This is a genomic window from Paraburkholderia sp. J69-1, assembly GCF_905220255.1.
Classification (GTDB): domain Bacteria; phylum Pseudomonadota; class Gammaproteobacteria; order Burkholderiales; family Burkholderiaceae; genus Paraburkholderia.
The window spans coordinates 142,073-160,286 of the sequence record NZ_CAJMZG010000002.1 but is presented as its reverse complement, the minus strand read 5'-3'; the positions used below and the strand labels follow the sequence as shown (position 1 = coordinate 160,286).

Here is an 18,214-nt window from a genome sequence, read left to right as displayed (position 1 = left end):
AACCAGACCGGATGAAATGTCGAGTTCATGTGCATGTGTCGCGCGCGTGTGAAAAATGCAGTGCCAAACGTTTGCGGTCGAGATACTCCGTCACTTTGGCGTTGTCATCGCAATACGCTCAGAGGTGCGAACCTCGCGCTCAGATATCAGGCACTCAAGTTCTGCCGATGGAAACCGTTGTATGCAAGCTTGCTGTCTTCCACGAAGTCGATACGGCACATCCGTTGCGATTTGCTGACGGATGCGCGAACTGATTGTGCCGAAGACGCCGCCTGCAACCTCCATCAAACGAATATGGCTACGGTCCATCCTTCAATTGCAGATATTTACGTGACCTCGGCGGGCGAGCAGGTCGAGGTCGACATGCTCAAGCAACTTGCGCAAGGCCTCAGTGAGCACTATGAGTTGTTCTATAGCGTTGACTGGACGTGCGCAGAGCCGCAGCGCGACAGTCACGGCGAACTGGATATCGTGGTCGTGAACAGCGCCGGCGACATTGCGGTGCCGGAAGTCAAGGCCGGTGAAATCGAGGTAACGCGCGAAGGACTGTTCAAGCATTACGGTGCGGAGCGCAAGAACGTCGGACAGCAGGCAGGCTGGCAGTTTCGATCGATTCTGAAGCGGCTCAAAGCAGAAAGTATGGAAGTGCGACTGCAGCATTGCCTTGTTTTGCCGCACTTTCGGATTGGTGACGAGGGGACCGTCGACTACCCGCGCGATCGAATTGCCGACGCACAGGACTGCCTCGACCTCGCCGGCTTCATACAACGCCGCCTTGGCGCCGGTCGGCCCGACGCAAAAGCCATCCGCCGAAGGAGCATATTCGATTCGGGACATGGATTGTCCCGATGGCGCGCTACATTGATTTCCGGTATCTGCCCGCAACCATGCGCGGGCAGGTCCAGCCAGCCGATCAACCTGCCCGGAGCCGATTCAAATTGATGAACAACAATTCGCCGCTCGAAAGCCTTGCTGCTTTCGCCATTACGTTCGCTGTCGGTGTACTGTCTACTTTCGCTATCGGCAAGTATGTCGAGAGTGCGGCGCAATGCGTTTAATGATGCATCGAGCATGAGTTAAGTGCGCTGATCTAAATATCCCGTGAAAAGGGACTCAAGATCAATCGAGTCTGACCGTTAATCTCTACGTTAGCCGCTTTTCGTGCTTTGACGTTCACAATATGGTTATCCGCTCATGCCCGTAAGCATTCGTACGCTGGGAAGTAGGCCAGTTGAATTCACCTATGAAGGCTCCATGGCCGCTGGGCTCAAACTAATTATCGGAAGAACCCGGCAAACGGCACGCGCTAGTTCCGAAGCGCTTTGTCAGTTGCTCGATCACTTTACCCAGATTGCCGGGCCTGTCGCAATTGGGGCGTCGCGCGACCGGCCGACTCCGGGTTCGCTCGGCGCATGGTGGCAAGACAACCAGCGCGGACCGCAGCTTGCCTCGTATCTCGCAGCCGTACTGGTCGCTGAAGGCCACGCGCAAGTATCGGGCACTCAGCTGGTATTTCCACGCAACCCGGGTTGAACCCGGGCTTCCAGCAGTGGCATTGCTCCTTTTTTTGCTGGCGTGCGGCCAGTGCCGATTGGCTCGCAGCGATAGCTATTTGAAATTCAAAAACAAGGTCGACCATGAATTCTCCCGAGCGTCTGCTTCCGAATCTCAATCAATCTCTGCGTGCGCTGCGTGGCGCGGCTGCCGTTCTGGAAGGTCCGGCCGTCGATGAAGATTTGAAGCCGATCATGCAGCGACTGCTTCTCGCCGAGGTGTTGGGAAATCATTCGATCATCGCAATAGGTGGCTCTCAGGGTGCGGGCAAGACCACCCTGCTGGCAAAGCTGTATGGGCTTTCGTGCGACGACCAGTCATGGCTCAATGCGAACGAAGGCCGCGGTGAACAGTTGCCGGTGCTCATTCTTGAAGATGCGAGCGTCACCTCGGCGCAAGGTTACGTCCAGCAACTGAAAATGGATGAAACGACCCGGCGCTGCACCCTGCAGGAGATGCGAGTCGAAGACGCGCGCGATTTCCGTCGTGCGTGTGGTGGCGCGGAGCCTAACGTCTTGCTGCCGGTGTTGCGCGTACCGCAAAAATTTTTCTCCGGCTCGCGGCAAGCCTTGATGCTCTTGCCGGGCTATGAGCGTGCGACGCGTGAAAACCGGCTGTGGCAACTGTTGATGCGCCAGGTCATGATTGGCGCCGCGGGCAGCGTCATCGTGACCGACGGAACGCGTCTTGCCGATCAGCAGCAAGAAGAAATTCTCGGCGACGCGCTTCAGGCCGATCTCGAGACCCTGGACACGCTGGTCGTCGTCACGAAGACCGAGGAATTCGCGACCAATGCCGATGAACAGCAGAAGTTGCGCGCAACAGCGGCGCAGACGTTTGGGATCGCACACGACCAGACGGATAGCCGCGTCATGACGGCAGGCGTAAGCGACGCCGCGTATGTCGAACGATGGTTGCCGGCGCTCGAAGTGGCGATCCAGAAGCTTGGTGCGAGCACGGTCGCACACCGTAATGTCCAGTTGGCCCATCTGGAAGGATCGATCGGCGCCGACCTGGGGCGCGTGCTCGCCACGGTGCAGGGGCGGGCACGGACTTATCTCGCGCTCAATACCGACGATGCAAACAGCGAGCAGGCGATGGTGAGTCGCTGCCTCGCGCAGTTCGACGAGTCGAATCGTGTGGTGCGAGAAGACTATCGCAAACAGATCGACTCGATGCTGCGCACGCGCACCGGTCAGGCGTGGAAGGAGATGCAGGAGAGCCTTAAGACGAAACACGAAGGCTTCGTCAATAAAGTCCAGGGCATTTTCGATACCGCGACCGAAAGCCAGCAGAAGCTGGAAGAGGATATTGCGCACGCCTGGCAGAAGGGCGCTCCGGTCGGCGAATTGTTTATCGAGATCCTCGGCAAGCTGGTCGATAGCAGGCTGGGTTCGAGTTCGCTGCCGGTCGCGGCGGCCCTCGGCGAGAACATGTCCTTGCCGCAACGGCTTGGCTACGCCAGCAAGAATGGTGAAACCGTCAAATGTACGAAGCCGCCTGACGACTGCGTCAACGATCTTCGCGTGCTCTTCTGCCAGCCTGATCAGGACGACGCGCAGCGCGAATCCAGCACGGCGCTCGAAAAGAGTCTCAGGCTTTTGCCGGCACTCGGTCTGGAGTATGTGCGCGCAGCGAGCTTGCTGCCTGATCTGGTGAGGATCGACGAGCATGGGGCGAAGGTCTCGCTCAATGGCGACCTGCTCGCGTCGCTGACGAACGTTAGCGGACAACTGCGCGCCTTCCATTCCGAAACCAGCACGATCCTGAAGGGCCTCGCTGTCGTGATGGCGATCGACTTCTTTGCCGACGGCAAGCTCGATTCCGCCGCGCCGCTGCTGCAACTGCTCGGTCTTGGGGCCACGCAGGCAGTCGACGCCGCCGCCGCGGGAGGCAGCGCAGCGGCGTCGGGTGCTGCAACCGCCACAACCGCTGCGACGGCGGTCTCGGCGATTGGCGCGGCTGTCGCAACTGTCGCGACGGTGAGCTTCCTCGTCTATGCGGGCATGCGTGAGATCAGACAGTACGACGACAAGGTGCGCAGCTATGCCTACACTGCGCTGCAAGGCATTCAGGACGCGCACCAGCGCCACTTCATGTCGCATTACGACAACCTGATGGCGCAACTGCGTGAACGCTTGAGCGATGGTTTGCGCCGCCGCTTCAAGCTCGACGAGGCGTTGATGCGCCAGGACCGCCTCGCCAAGGCGATTGCTGATACGAAGCAATACCGGCTCGACCTGCTCGACGAAATTTCGCGCTCCGGCCAGACGCTCGATATTTATCGAGGAATGCTGGCGGCATGAACGCACGAGACAGGAGCGACGAATCCGGGATCAGCGGCAAGTGGGCGCAACTGAGCGCGACACGGCTTGACTGGGCGTTCCACGCCTACGACCGCTTTATCGGGACGCTGAGCGAGGAAACGCGTTCTCACTTCGCAACGGGCGACAAGAAAGGCGAGGCCTATGTCGTCGTGTTTGGCCGCACGCAGGTCGGAAAGACGACGCTGATTCTCGAACTGATGGGCGTGGCGCCTCGGCATGCGGCACGCGTTTCAACAGTGCTGCGCGGCCGGCGTGAGATCGGCAAGTCGGCCACGGCGACGGCAATGGAGTATCGCCGCTCGCCGGATGACCGCTGGAGGCTCAAGTGGGGCACTGAGCAGACATTCGACGACGACGCGGCCATGGAGGCCGAACTCGCGGCCTTGCGCGAACACATGTCCACTGGCCGGTTCAAAGCAGATGCGCCCGTCGTGGTCTCGATTCCGGCCGGCTGTTTCGAAACCGGCGAGGATACCGGGCCGCACGCGCGCATGCTCGACCTGCCGGGCGACAATCCGCGTGAAGGCGCGGAGCAGAAGCATGTTTCGGCAATGGCCGAGAAGTACGTGCCCAATGCCGATCTGATTCTGCTCGTGGGTCGTGCGGACAGCCTGTCGTTCCTGAATTCCGCCACCCTCACGTTACCGGGTATCCAGGATTGGCGCATTATTCCGCAGCGCTTTCGTATCGTGACCACGTACTCGTTCACGCCGGAAACTCAGCGCAGGCTGGTGGAAGCTTGTGACGAAACGCTGGGACCGGATTTCTTCCGCAGGCGTCTGCGCCAGCAGATCGAGACCTTCGGGCGTCGGCTGCCCGAGGACGAAGTGCCGTCGGATTTGCTTTTTCCGCTCGAATTCGGCAAATCGTGGGCCAATCAGGCCGCGCGATCAGATGGGTTCTACGAGCGGGTCAATCCGGTTGTCGCCGCTCTCAAGCGGCAACTGCACCACGACATCAAAACATCGGCCACGCAGTACGAGCGTTTGCGTTCGGCCATCCAGGTCCACGTGATCGCGGACAACGTGAAGCGCGCGTGCCTTGCCGGGCTGGACGCTGCGCTCGACGTTGGGCGCACCACGCTCAATGCGCTGGAGAACGAGCAGACGCAGGTTGCGAACCGGATGAAGGCCGCGCTGGGCAAGGTGGAGCAGCTTGCCGATATGCATGCGCTGGAGGGCGGCGTTGCAAAGGCCATCGAGCAAGATTGCCAGCAGATTGGCGACGAGGCAAAGGCGCGAGGCGCGAAATTGATCGGCAAACTGGAAACCAACCGGAACTCCTTCTCGCTTCAGATCATGGTGTATGCCTCGGATCTGCTGTCAAAGGCCGTTGGCTATCGCCCCCAAACGCGCCATGCCGAGTGCGCTCATTTCTGGACAAACATTGAACCAGCAGAGGAGCTCACGCAGAACACAATGCGCGATGCGATTCAAAGCGAGTTCAGGGCGTTGAGGAAAAAGCTGGAGGGATACTTTATGGACGAGTATTTCCCCAATATTTCGGATGACTTCACCGGGGACAAGGCGCTGCTCAACTGGGCAATGACCGCTGCGGCGCATGCTGCCCGCGACGGGCTCGTTGCGCACTGGCAGAGCGTTGCGAACGAGCGCTTCGGGCGTATGAAAAGGGAGCAGGCGCTTGCCGTGTCTCGCGCTTCGCTTGCGCTTCACGATCTGGAAGAGGTGGCCGGGCGGGTCGTCGCACAGCAGGAAGCGGTGGCCAAAGGCGAGCGCGAACGGCTGGAGTTCTGCGAGCGCATGGATCGCGACCGCGCAACGAGTGGCGCGTTCAAGGCGTATCTCGACGAAGCGTATTTGCGGGCGTTGCGTGAGCGCATGCGCGACGCCTACGAGGCGCCCACGCCAGCACAGTCGCTGTTGATGCTTCTGTCGGCAGCGCAAATGGGTGTAGAACGTAAAAACATTTTGGCCGGACAGTGACCATGAACGCAAAAGACTTCGACAACGCAGATGTGGATCGGGAAGAGCGTATCCGCAGGGAGGAAGAGGAGCTTGCGCGGCTGCTAGGCAACGTGATGCGAGGCCCCCTCAGCCCGGTAAGCGAAAGTCTCGCGCGCGTGGAAAAGCAGGTAGACGAGGTGGATGAAACGATCCGCTTGATCAAGGACGAGACGCTGGCGGGTCTGCCCGTCGAGATGATGGATCTCGCTGCTGGCTTCTCGCGCCTCGAGAGCGCGGTCCGGGACAGTGGAGAGATGTTGGGCGACACCGTGAGCACGAAGCTCGGCATTCGTTTCGACGAAGCACGAGCGGACGTTGCGGCAATCGGTAACGCACACGAGCGCATGCACACAGAGTGGGTTGCGGCGCTCGACGAGAGCCGGCTCCAGGTGAGCGCCGGCATTGAGGCCTTGAGCGCGCAAAGCGCGGCGGCGGTGGCCGGGCAGCAGGCAGCCGACGAGCGCCTCGTGGCCGCGGTGGCCATGTTGCGCACGGGCATCGACCAGCAAAACGAGGCATTGAAGCATGCCATGACCACGCTTGCCCAGCAATTGCAGGCCCAGCAACTGGCGAATGCCGAGGCGCTCGCAAGCGGCTTGGCCGAGGTTACGAAGCGTGTGGGCGCCGTGCACTGCGGAGTGCGGTGGTTTGGCATTATTGCGGCTGTGTGCGGGCTTGCGACGCTAGCGCTGATTCTGGCACACCGGTGACGCTTCGTTGACCCGGGCCGAAAGCGTGTGGTCGCGGGTCTTGCCGAATCCACAACGAGAGCGCGCGACGAGCAAGCGCGTCAATCCAAAAACATCATTTCCATGAGCTTCTTTTTCACGTTGCTTGACGACAGCCTGCGCCCTCGCGGGAGTCGTGATGCGCTCGGCATCGAGCATCTCTGGTCGGGCGTCGGGCGCAGACTGGTGGGCAATCTCACCACGGTCACGACCCATCTGGACAACTTCATCCTCACCCTTGTCGGCTTTCATATTTGCGCGGGCGAAAAAAACGGGCAAGCCGACTGGGAGAGTTTCGAGCGTTTCGAGCAGTTGACGGCGCGCGCGCGGGTCCGGTGCGGTCTGCCGGGCGTGATCGGCATCCGGCGTATCAGAAGCAGTGCGGATTTTCCCGTGCGTCTTGGCAGCGGCACGGAAGCACGCATTCTCGACAACCCCCGGCAGGGCGGTTTGTGGGGGTTGTACTCGAGCGCTTTGGCGTCCGCCGGTCTCACCGATGGCGCGCGGCGGCCAACTGATGTCGGAATGGAGATCGTCCGGCAGTTTCTGGATACGGCGCCGGACGACGTCTGGCGCCTGGCGCTGGACCGGCGGCGAACCCAGATCGACGAAGCGGAGATGACGCGTGTGCAAGCGTGGGTGAGCGCGTTGGTGGGATCTACCCCCGCGCGCAAGGCCTTGGCCGAAAGGTTGTTGTCCGGCACGAGCGCACATCAGAGCTGGCACGGTGAGGTGTTCGTGCAAGCCAGGGCCTGCATGGAGAGCCGCGATGATGTCCCCACAGCGCGCGATTTCCTGCGATGGCTGACGGAGGAGTCCACGCTGCTCCGGGATTTCGCTGGCCGTTTGCTCTGGTTCGACGAGGCGTTGGCATTGTCAGCGGTGACCTTCAACTGGTTGCTGGGCTGCCATGGGCGCTCCGTCAAGGAGATCGAATCGCAACTGGCTTCGCTTGAAAAATGGCCGTTCCACGAACCGGTGATGCCGCAATTCGTTGACGAGATACGTGACGACGAGTGGAGGCTGCGCGCGAACGGTCTTTCCAGATTCTGCACGGCGATGGCAAACGGGGAGTGGCATGGCGCGACCGAACTGTTGTTAGAGCACCATGCGCGCGTTGCCAGAAAGCGCGGCGGTGCGCCATGGTGCTATTGGGAGGATGGTCATATCAAGGTGGTCATGAACGTCACGCCAGGCGTGCTGCCTGTTGCGGAAGAGCTCGCCGGGGAAAGGTTCTCGGTCTGGATGGACGGGCACACGCATGACTTCTTTCTGCGCTCTTTCCTCGATATTCTCGAACAGGCAGGCCTCGTCGAGCAGGGAGAGACAGCATGAGTGGTTCCGACACGCAATGGCAAACACTGAAAGAGGCCTTTCGCAGTGCCGTCGAGGCATTGCCGGGCTATCGTGTCACGCATGCCGTGTTTACGACTTACGCCTTCGAGCCGGAGTTCTTCGAGACGTCGATTTTGCCGCTGCTTTTGCCGGACGGAGACGGCAACCTGTCTCTGCATTCGGCGGTACGCCGGCTGCAGATCGAAGCCATCCTGCGCGAGACGCCGGTCGCAATCGACGTCTATTTCGATGCGCACGTCGTCATGCCGGGCTGCCCGCTTTTGCCTTATGGCATGAAGGCGATGCGCGGCCCCGGTGAGTTTCATGGCAAGGTCATCCTGTTGCGTCTCGAAGACGAGGAGGGCAACGTACGTTGCATTCTGGGCGCTGGCTCGGCCAACCTGACTCAGGCGGGCTGGTGGGAGAATATCGAGGCGTGGCACTTTGCACAGGCGTTCGACCCGCTCCGGCCACCGGGCAGCATCTTGCCGGGCGTCAAGGCGCTTCTTGCGTTTCTCGTGAAGAGCGGTCAGGCGGGGGGGGCTACACGAACGCTGGACCGCCTGTTCAAGCCCGCAGAGGCCAGGCGCGTGAGGCGTGGCGAGCCGGAGTTCGGCGTATTCCTGCCCGGCGTGCACAGCTTTCTTGAATGGCTGGGCGACCGTGTTACGCCCTCCAGCGCCAACGCGCGGCTTGAAGTCATTTCGCCGTATTTCGCCGATACGGACCATGCAGCGCTCACTAACGCTTTGCTCGATGCCACGCACTCGCAGGCGCTCGATTTATGGCTGCCGATAGACCCGTGGCAGGCAGGCGGCGCGGCAGCGCTGATCGAAGAATGCTGCTTCAAGGCGCTCAGCGAGGTCGATGCGCTGCGGTGGTCCCAGATGTCGGAGAAAGGCCTCGTGCAGAGCCGCAAGCCGGACCAGACGCCGCGTTTTCTGCACGCGAAGGTAATCCGCCAGGCCGGGAACTTCTGCTTCATGGGTTCGGTGAACTTCAGTAACAAGGCGTTCCGTGTCAACTACGAAGCCGGGTTCCTGTTCCGCGACGAAGGCGTGTCGTGGCTCGAGCCAATGGACGCGCATCCGTCGCGCTTTCTGAAACCGGCCGAATTGGCGCGTCACCAGGGCATGGACGACACCTTGCCGGAACTGCTTGCTAGCTTCGACTGGCAAACCCGGATGTTGCTCGTGGATTTCGTGCATCGTAAAGAAGCAGAGAAGTTCGAAAGTCAATCCGTTCGCCTCGTCGATGCGCAGGGCGCGGAGTGCCGCAGGCGCGTAACGTTGAAGGCCCGGATCGAGGTCAAGGCGGACGAGTCGCTTTATCAGGACCTGAAAACAAATCCGTGGATCAGGCTTGCGTTCCCCGACGGGCGCCTGGCGCTGGTATGGGTGCAGCAAGATGGACTCGAATATCGGCCTCCGCCAGAGAATCTGCGTCCAGACGTGTGGCGCATCCTCGATATGTGGCGCGGCCTCGCGGGTGGACGCAAGGGTTCCGGGCCGGGAGATTTCGAGGAGCTTGAAATTTTTCTCAAGCAGCGCTTCACGGATACCGAAGCACCGCCCGAAGGCGCGCCGGAACAGGACATGTTCGAGGAAATGGCAGTTGCGCACGGTAGCTTCTACCTGCTGCGCCGTTCACTGCAGGAGGCGGCCGAACGCGGCAATGCGCAACGTTGCGAATACTACTTTTGCGCACCTCGCCCGGACACGCTGGCCAGCCTCGTCGATCGCTTCGATCGGCCCGGGACGCAGGCAAACAAGCCCGACGCCCTGGCCGCATGGGTGATCCTGCAATGGGTCATACAGATCTGCCTCGATCACAAAAACCTTAGGTCCGCGAAGTTACTGCGCCGCCGGGCAGAGGCGGAGTTGCTGAAGTTGCTGGCCGAGGAGCCGCTCTGCGCGCTCGACGCCCGCTTCCTCGAATGGGCCGCACGCATGTTTCTGTGCGAACCGGGGCGAGAGCGCGGCGTGACGCGCTATTTCAAACAGATGGAGAGCCCGCAATGAGCCGCGCGATCTTTTCACAACAGCGACCGTGGTCGCGCGCCGCTGCGACCGAGCTCCTCGACATGTCTGCCGGCCTGGCGGGCTTCGAAGACATTGGTGCCAGGCAGCTCGACGCCGCCATCGCGTTACATCGCATGCTGCTGACCCACGGCACGGCCTACCTGGCGGACGAGGTCGGCATGGGCAAGACCTACGTGGCGCTTGCGACGGTTGCGCTGTTCCGGCACATACAGCCGGGTTTCCGCGTGCTCTATCTTGCTCCGTCGCAGAATGTCCTGCACAAATGGCACCGCCGCGAACTGCCGGCCTTTCTTGCCAATAATGTGCGTCGTGGCGAGGCGCAAGCGTCGAACGACGTACCGCCCGTGGCCAGCGAATCCTGTATGCGCGTGGACGACTGGCTGCGGGTCGCCGTCTCCACGCCCGCGGTGCGTGATGTTTTCGTGCCGCTCTCGGCCCTGAGTTTCCAGCTGTCTGGAGATTCCGATGACTGGTACACGCGCGTAAAGGGCCTGGCCGAATCGGCGGGCGTGTCGGTCGATCTAACCGGCGTAAAAACGAAAGCGACATTCAAGGAGCGAGCGGCCGGGATCATCAATGACGCGATTCCGTACTACGACCTCGTCGTGATCGACGAGGCGCATTTGCTCAAAGGTGGCTCGGGAACAGCCGCGTCCGACCGTGCGCGCTTTCTTGCACGCGCACTCGGGTCTTTGGGCCACGGTGGCACGCGGCGCTTCCGGGCCGCGTTGCTGCTCTCTGGAACGCCCTTTGACCGCGACCTGCTGCAGCTCGCGCGCCAATTCGAACTCTTCGCGCGACCTGGCGGCCGGGACGCGCCTCATAAAGCCATCACGGCGCTCGCGGTGCGCAAGCGCGCTGGCGAAAGCTGGAGCGAAATTCAGGCGGGGCTCAAGCCTTATCTGATTCGGCGAGTGCAGAAACTGAAGGTCGGCGGCAATCATCTGAGTCGGAATCAGTATCGCGTCGAGCGCCGCGCCGAAGCCGGTATCAGCCTGGCCAACGACACGAGCGCGAAAGCATTGCGACAGCGCATCTTCACCGCCGTCGTGCAGAAGCGGCTTATCGAACATCTCGACGGCGAGAACGAAGGCCGTTTCCCGCTGGCGATGTATTCCTCGTGGGAGGCCTACCCGGAACCCGGAAAAAGGTCCGGGCGCGATGTGCCTTCGGAGCGTCCGCCCGGCACGGAAGCCGATATTCCCGAAGCCGGGACTCCCCAGAGCGACGCACTCGATGTCGAGCACGACGATTCGGTGGCAGGCGATGGCCTTGCTCTCGACGGTGCCGTCATGTCGAATGTCGTTGGTTCGTATCGCGAGGTCTTTGGTAAGCAGCCACCGCACCCGAAGCTCGAAGCGGAGACCCGCCGGCTGGCAGGCGAGGCTTTCGGCCAGGGGCTCAAGCAGTTGGTGTTCGTGCGACGTCTGAAGAGCGTTGACGACCTCTTCCTGCGGATGAACGAAGCCTACGATGCGTGGCTGGTCGCGTACCTGCAAGCGGAGCACATGATCGTAGCGCCAGACGAGATGCTCGATGCCCGGCGCGCGGCGGCGAGCGAGCGGCACCGAAAGGCGTCTGCAGGAAAAAGCTACCCGCAGCAGACTGGCAGCAACGAGCAGCTCGACGATCTGCCGGCCCTGGGCGACACTCTGTTCAGCTGGTTCTTCCGGGGTACGCTTGACGGCCATGGTCGGGCGTTTTGCAGAGATCAAACTCCGCCACTTCCAGAGCCAGGACAGTTGCGCGAACGCTTGCGCGATCCCGAACGGATGGAGTCGATCATCGGCGAGCTCGACTGGCGCAGTTTCGTGACCGAACGCTGTGCCGGCCTGCCCGAGATCCCGGTGCGGGAAATCGCGGAGCGCGCTTCGCGATTGAACGGTCCTAACAATGTGCTCATGCGCTATCGCCGTCTTCAGCTCGCGTGGGTGCAGTTGCAGGCTGAACGATTGCCTGCCGGCGAGGCCAGGGTGTTCCAGTTGCTGGGGCGCCATTTGTTGCCGCAGGTATATGGCGCCGGCACGCTCAATTTTGATCGCATCGAGGAGAATACGGCGAAAACCTTGCTCGCTGCGTCAACTATCCCACTCGCCCTCTACCAACGAGGGCTGGGCGATCTGTTCCTGCCCGCATGGGATACGGCCTGGCAAACAGCAGTTCTTGCACAGCGGAGTGCCGGAGCGAATTTGGGAGGGGCGCGCTCTCCTGACCCAGTGCGTGTGCTCGAATCGCTCGATCTGCAGCGCGAAGTGTTTTTTGCGCTACTGCGGCTCGATCATCCGTTTATCGATCTTTACCTTGGTTGGCGGGGAGCAAGTCAGGATGAGGGCAAGAAAGCAGCGCCTCTCCTCGTGGAACGCCTTGTCGAAGTCTGCGAACGGGACCGGGGCGGCGCGCGCTTTGGAACGGCGTCGATCTTGCTACAGCTCGCCGACGCCTGGGAGCAGATCGCCAAGACCAATTTCGCGGACTTACTGAAAGGCGGGGACCGCTCCGAACGCTCGCAGTGGCGCCTGCGTATCCAGCAGCGGCTTACACCGTTCGCGCCTGTCGAGTGGGCCAGCGGCGCAAACACCGAAGGGCGCAGTGCCATCGCGAGACGGTTCCGTATGCCTGGCTATCCCATGGTTCTAGTCTCCACCAGCGTATTGCAGGAAGGCGAGGATCTTCACGTATGCTGCGATCGCGTGACGCACTTCGGCATCTCGGGTAGTCCGATTGGTATCGAGCAAAAGAATGGCCGCGTGGACCGCATCGGCGCACGCGCACAGCGGCGTTTGCTAGCTGGGCACCCGGTTTCGAATGCGGGAATTCACGTGAGTTTTCCGCATTTGTCGGAAAGCCTCGAGTGGTACCAGATTCGCGATCTCTCCGTGAGTATCAACGACTATTTGCGTTCGATTCACAAGATCCGCGCCCACGCGGTTCAGGGCGACCTCAGTCTCGCCGCGACCGTGGCCAATCGCGTGCCGATACCTTCCCTGCTGAGCAATCACCTGGATTCGCCGTTCGAGCCGGAATGGAGCGAAGCAGAGGGCGACGTTGTCCCGCAGGATGTGTTGCGCGATATCGCCGGCTAACTTGGCGCTCCGCCGGGCGCTGGCGCGGCGCTGTGGAGCCAGATCCGGTTGCCCTGACTCTCAACCGGGTCCGCGCCATGCGCGGACTTCGCCGCCATTCGCGCATTCGTCGCGACTTGACGCCATTGATGTGGCGTTCAGCAAGCTTGGCAAACGGCTCGAAATCTCGATTGCCTGAATGGATGCCTCGGCGGCGCTAAGCGCGCGCCTCGAACGCGTCGCTAAAGCGTACCGTCGCCGTCGGGATGGGCCCGTTCAACGCTATCGCCTGAAAATATTCCGCCGGCACGCCCGGCAGCACCAACGTCGGCTCGGGCGTAAATCCGAAGCGCCGATAGTAAGCGGGATCTCCCAGCAGCACGCAGCCCGCCGCTCGCCGTGCGCGCAGCACATCGAGCGCACGTTCGACCAACCGGCTGCCCAGGCCCTCGCGTTGCCGCGCGGGCGCCACCGAAATCGGCCCCAAACCGAACCATCCCGTCGAGCCATCCGACAACGCCACGGGAGAAAGCGCCACGTGCCCCACAACCTCGCCACCGTCCACGGCAACCAGCGACACCGCTAACTCACCCGCCGCTTGCAGCGCATCGACGATGAACTGCTCCGTATGGCTCGTATGCGGCGCGTGCAGAAACGCCGCTTCGGTCAGCGCGCGGATCGCGGGGATATCGGCGGGTAGTTCGTCGCGAATCTGAATTGTCATTGCCAGGCCCTCAAAAGATCGAGCGTCCGGTGCGCGTCGTCAGCTGCCCCAGCGCGAGCGAACCCACATGCGAGTTCCCGTTCGCGTCGAGCCCAGGCGACCACACGCACACCGCGAACTCGCCGGGCAGTACCGCGACGATCCCGCCGCCCACACCGCTCTTCGCAGGCAGTCCCACGCTATAAACGAAATCACCCGCCGCATCGCACGTGCCGCAGGTCAGCATGAGCGCCGAGACCCGCTTGGCCGAACTGGCGTCCAGCACCTGTTCGCCGCTGGCGGGCGAGACGCCGCCGTTGGCGAGGAAAAGCGCCGCGAGCGCCAGCTCGACACAGCTCATCGAAATCGTGCACTGGCAGCAATGCGCGTCGATCACCACATCGGCAGCTATTTCCAGATTGCCGAAGCTCGCGATGAAATGCGCCATTGCGCGATTGCTCCAGGCGTGCGCCAGTTCCGACTGCGCGACCTTCAGGTCGTAGCCGATGCCTGGCTCACCCGAGAGCCGCCGCACGAAATCCACCAACGCCGTTTCCGCCTGCACGAAGCGGCGGCACAGCACGTCGGTGACTACGAGCGCCCCCGCGTTGATGAACGGATTGCGCGGTTTACCGCCTTCGAATTCAAGTTGCACGACTTAAGGCGACCCAGTGGGTGTTAATAGCGATGCGATTCGCAAGGTGGACATAGGGCTACTTGCATTTAACCGGAGTCATCGATCTTGGCGTCCCTAAAGTTCATGCCACTTGAACGAACCATCTACAGATGAAGTCCGTGAAGCGTGGCTAGAGCTCATGCGGATCGAGCCGCCAGTCCGGATCACGCGAGTTGCGGTACTTAAAAAAGTAGGTATACGTGGGCAAGGACATAGAACTAGGCCTTTTGTCGTCTTGCTCGGGAAACTTGCCGAATCTCATTCAGCGTTTCTTGAACGAGTCATTTCTTGGCTTGAAACGCTGGCATCGGCGCGGCGCTTAGTTACATGCTATGACGCAAGACGGCGCGCCGGTTTGAGGCTGCGCGCTTTCACAGGGGAGCAGCGAAGCCGTATTCGGGAAATCGACTTGATGAGTTCTGGGCGTGTGGTTTAGTTAGCGTACATCTACGAAGAGCGCTAACTAACTCTCGCCAAAGTTCGCAAGAGCGAATCTCCCAGCCGGGCTTCGTAGCGATCTACCTCAATCTCTTAAGCAACTAGGAAGACCCATCGGCGTTGTTGCGACGCAACATCAAAATATTCTGGCCCTACTTAATGCTCAAGGCGTAACGCCCGATACAAAGTATTCCCGCACACTTTGTGTTTCTGAGATTTAAGCAGGCTGAGTTGGAATATTGGTTCCTGCACACTTTGCGGATTCTTCGCTGCCCTCGCAGTGACGAATCTACGGGTCTTCGAGCGGTTTTTCCCCGCAGACTTTGTTGTTCGCATATAGGGGACGGAACAGGGGTGGGAGATCGACGGTCTTGCGCGCCATCTGGATAGGGTGCGATCAATGGTTGGCAGACGCGTCGTGTCAGATCCGCCACTTGCAGCAAATAGGACCGTGCGCGCCGTCACCCGGACCGTGACCTGCGATCTCCGCTATTGATTTGGATTGCAGAATAAAAAACGTGAATTGCCCTGATCAGACATCGCGACACGCCTGTTAATTGTGAAGCTCGTGCATCCAGAGATTGACTCTTGCGAATGACGATTATATTTAACTAATAGTTAATCGTAATTCAACTTTGACGCCGTGATTGACGACATTCAAGCCTATAGAATGCCGCTCGCATAAGTCACGCAAGTTCGCAGAACGCAATTCCTTCGCATCGCGCCGTGTGGCATCCGGCGCCGCATGCTTTCCCGGCATTGATCCTTCTGAAGACCGCACCGGCTGGCCTTGACGATAGACGTTCACGGCCCGCTTTCCGTTTTCATTTATCCCGCCGACCCTATGGCGGCTAACACCATGGCAGACGATATGAGCGCTCCCCGCATGGGACGAAGACCATTTCTGATCGCATCGATCGCATCATTGAGTGTTGCGGCAGTGGCGACGAAATGTGCAAAAGGCCTATGGACGCCGCAACGGACGCCGGCCGTCGATCTGGCAAGCTACCAGCCGGTGTTTTTCGATAACACGCAATGGCAATTCATTCTTGCAGCGTGCGACCGTCTCATTCCCGCCGACGACGAAGGCCCGGGAGCGCTCGAAACGAATGTGCCGGTATTTATCGATCGCCAGATGATCACGCCCTACGGAAAAGGCGACGACTGGTACATGAGCGGGCCATTCGATAGCAAGGCCAGTTATCTGTTCGGGTATCAGATGCCGTTCCCGCTTCAGGTGCTGTATCAGAAGGGTATTGATTTGACGAATCAATACACACAAAAACAGTTCCACGCGAACTTTCACGAACTCTCTGCAGATCTGCAGGACCGGGTTCTTCACGATCTCGACCAGAACCACATCGACTTTTCCGCCTTCGGCGAAAAAGATCTTCCGGCTGGCTACTTTTTCTTCCGTCTACTCGACAACGCCAAAGAAGGGTATCTGGCCGATCCAATGTACGGCGGCAATAAGGGCATGGCGTCGTGGCTGATGATCGACTTTCCTGGTGCGCGCGCCAGCTTTACCGAATGGGTGACGATGCATAACGTCAAATATCCGCTAAAGCCGGTTTCGCTTAGCGGCGAGCAAGCCTGAACAAGACGCAATCGAGCATGAATATCAAAAACGATCCGGTAGATGTAGTGGTAGTCGGTCTGGGTTGGGCGGGTGCGATCATGGGTATCGAACTGGCTCAGGCAGGTTTGAAGGTGCGGGCGCTGGAGCGCGGCGAAGACCGATTGAATGTCGACTACGCTTATCCGAAACCCGCGGACGAGCTGGCCTACACGCGGCGCCACAAGATCATGCAGAGTCCGCACGACGCGGCATTTACGGTGCGCCACAATCTCAATGGCACCGCGTTGCCGATGCGTGAACTGGGCGCATTTCGTCTTGGCGATGGCGTAGGCGGGTCGGGCCTGCACTGGACCGGGATGATTACGCGCCCAACGCCTGTCGATCTCAAGCTCAAGACGTACGCGGATGCGCACTTCAAAGGGAAACTGGATGCCGATCTGCGCATTCGCGATTTTCCGTTGACGTGGGAAGAGATCGAACCGCATATGGACTTCTTCGACAAAGTCTGCGGTTCATCGGGCGAGACGGGAAACCTGAGAGGCGTCATTCAGAAAACGGGTGATCCGTTCGAAGGTGCACGCTCGAATCCATTTCCGAACAAGGCGCTTGAAGACAGTCTGAACAGCGCGATGTTTCGCCAGGCTGCCAGAGAGATGGGCTACCACCCTTATTCCATTCCATCGGCGGCTGTCTCTGTACCGTATACCAATCCTTATGGCCAGCAGATCGCACCGTGCAATTACTGCGGTTTCTGCCAGTTCTACGGTTGCGTGAACTATTCGAAAGCATCGCCGCAGACGGCGATCCTCGATCGACTCAAGCTCAACCCGAACTTCGACTACAAAACGCGGGCCAATGTGATCAGAGTCGATAAACATGCCGACGGCCAATCTGCAACCGGCGTGACCTATATCGACGAAGCCGGCAATGAAGTCTTGCAGCCGGCAAAGATTGTGATTCTGGCGACCTTCGGCTTGAACAATGTTCGGCTGCTGCTGAATTCGAAGATCGGCAAACCCTACGATCCGAATACCGAAGAGGGCGTGATTGGCCGGAATTACGCGCACCAGTACGGCGGCGGCTTCAATCTGTTCTTCGAAAAGCTGGAATTCAATTCATTCGCCACGGCGGGCCCGACCGGTACGGTTATCAGCAATTTCGGAACCGGGGTGATCGACACAGCCTCATTGGGATTTATTGGCGGCGCGAAAATCTATAGCTCGCAGCCCACCGGAACACCCATGGCGGCGGCGATCAAGAAGGGCACGCCGCGCTGGGGCGCCGGATGGAAGAAAGGCCTGAAGGAAAGCTACGGCCATTCCATGAGCATCAAGCTCGAAGGCAGCAATATGGCGACCCGTGGCAATTATCTGGATCTGGATCCGGTCTACAAGGATCGATTCGGCGTGCCTTTGCTGCGTGTGACATACGACTACGTGCAGAACGATCTGCGGATGTTGCAGTTCATGAAAGGGAAGATGGAAGAGATCGCAAAGCATCTCAACCCTGACGAATATTCGAACAACATCCTGCACATGGACAGCCACTTTGCCAGTTCGCCGAACTATGTGAATACCCATAACACGGGCGGCGCGATCATGGGCGATGATCCGCGAACGTCCGCGCTCAACCGCTATTTGCAGTGCTGGGATGCGCACAATGTATTTGTAATGGGCGCGAGTGCGTTTCCTCAGAATTTTTACGCCAATCCCACTGCAATGGTTGCCGCCCTGGCGTACTGGTCGGCTCAGGCTATCCGGCAGCAATACCTTAAAAATCCGGGGCCGCTGGTTCGCGTCTAAGGAA

Annotated in this window: 11 protein-coding genes and 1 pseudogene; 10 read left to right on the top strand and 2 right to left on the bottom strand. The window is 60.1% G+C overall.

Annotation, left to right across the window (positions count from 1 at the left end):
* The first annotated feature begins 27 nt into the window (after window positions 1-27).
* From U5A67_RS40670 to U5A67_RS03860, 8 genes are all read left to right on the top strand, one after another.
* Window positions 28-942: an NERD domain-containing protein gene (locus U5A67_RS40670; RefSeq protein WP_415767735.1), complete on the top strand. Its 915-nt coding sequence runs from the start codon at window positions 28-30 to the stop codon at window positions 940-942.
* Window positions 849-1,058 carry a hypothetical protein gene (locus tag U5A67_RS03890; RefSeq protein WP_321813116.1) on the top strand — a complete coding sequence of 70 codons (210 nt, stop codon included), beginning with the start codon at window positions 849-851 and terminating at the stop codon, window positions 1,056-1,058. The genes U5A67_RS40670 and U5A67_RS03890 overlap by 94 nt, the downstream gene beginning before the upstream one ends.
* Before the next feature lie 579 nt (window positions 1,059-1,637).
* Window positions 1,638-3,860 (top strand): hypothetical protein, encoded by a 2,223-nt coding sequence (locus tag U5A67_RS03885; RefSeq protein WP_321813115.1) that lies wholly within the window; start codon window positions 1,638-1,640, stop codon window positions 3,858-3,860.
* A 170-nt stretch (window positions 3,861-4,030) separates the two neighbouring features.
* The gene (locus U5A67_RS03880; RefSeq protein WP_321959673.1) at window positions 4,031-5,824 is read left to right on the top strand and encodes a hypothetical protein; all 1,794 of its coding nucleotides are present in this window, start codon (window positions 4,031-4,033) and stop codon (window positions 5,822-5,824) included.
* A gap of 2 nt (window positions 5,825-5,826) precedes the next feature.
* Window positions 5,827-6,555 (top strand): hypothetical protein, encoded by a 729-nt coding sequence (locus U5A67_RS03875; RefSeq protein WP_321813113.1) that lies wholly within the window; start codon window positions 5,827-5,829, stop codon window positions 6,553-6,555.
* Window positions 6,556-6,582: 27 nt separating this feature from the next.
* Window positions 6,583-7,908, top strand: coding sequence for a hypothetical protein (locus U5A67_RS03870; RefSeq protein WP_321813112.1), 1,326 nt, complete (start codon window positions 6,583-6,585; stop codon window positions 7,906-7,908).
* Entirely contained in the window at window positions 7,905-9,929 is a 2,025-nt protein-coding gene (locus tag U5A67_RS03865; RefSeq protein ID WP_321813111.1) for a phospholipase D-like domain-containing protein, read from the top strand. The genes U5A67_RS03870 and U5A67_RS03865 overlap by 4 nt, the downstream gene beginning before the upstream one ends.
* Entirely contained in the window at window positions 9,926-13,033 is a 3,108-nt protein-coding gene (locus U5A67_RS03860; RefSeq protein WP_321813110.1) for a helicase-related protein, read from the top strand. The genes U5A67_RS03865 and U5A67_RS03860 overlap by 4 nt, the downstream gene beginning before the upstream one ends.
* Window positions 13,034-13,229: 196 nt before the next feature.
* On the opposite strand, the gene U5A67_RS03855 is transcribed toward U5A67_RS03860, so the two are convergent.
* Both U5A67_RS03855 and glsA read right to left on the bottom strand, forming a co-directional pair.
* On the bottom strand, window positions 13,230-13,736 hold the full coding sequence (locus tag U5A67_RS03855) for an N-acetyltransferase (protein ID WP_321813109.1): 507 nt from the start codon (window positions 13,734-13,736) through the stop codon (window positions 13,230-13,232).
* A gap of 10 nt (window positions 13,737-13,746) precedes the next feature.
* Window positions 13,747-14,373: pseudogene (gene glsA, locus U5A67_RS03850) on the bottom strand (glutaminase A); the annotation flags it as partial.
* A 1,315-nt stretch (window positions 14,374-15,688) separates the two neighbouring features.
* Here glsA and U5A67_RS03845 point away from each other — a divergent pair.
* Together U5A67_RS03845 and U5A67_RS03840 are read left to right on the top strand one after the other, a co-directional pair.
* On the top strand, window positions 15,689-16,426 hold the full coding sequence (locus tag U5A67_RS03845; protein ID WP_321813108.1) for a gluconate 2-dehydrogenase subunit 3 family protein: 738 nt from the start codon (window positions 15,689-15,691) through the stop codon (window positions 16,424-16,426).
* Window positions 16,427-16,443: 17 nt separating this feature from the next.
* On the top strand, window positions 16,444-18,210 hold the full coding sequence (locus tag U5A67_RS03840) for a GMC family oxidoreductase (protein WP_321813107.1): 1,767 nt from the start codon (window positions 16,444-16,446) through the stop codon (window positions 18,208-18,210).
* Window positions 18,211-18,214: the final 4 nt, after the last annotated feature.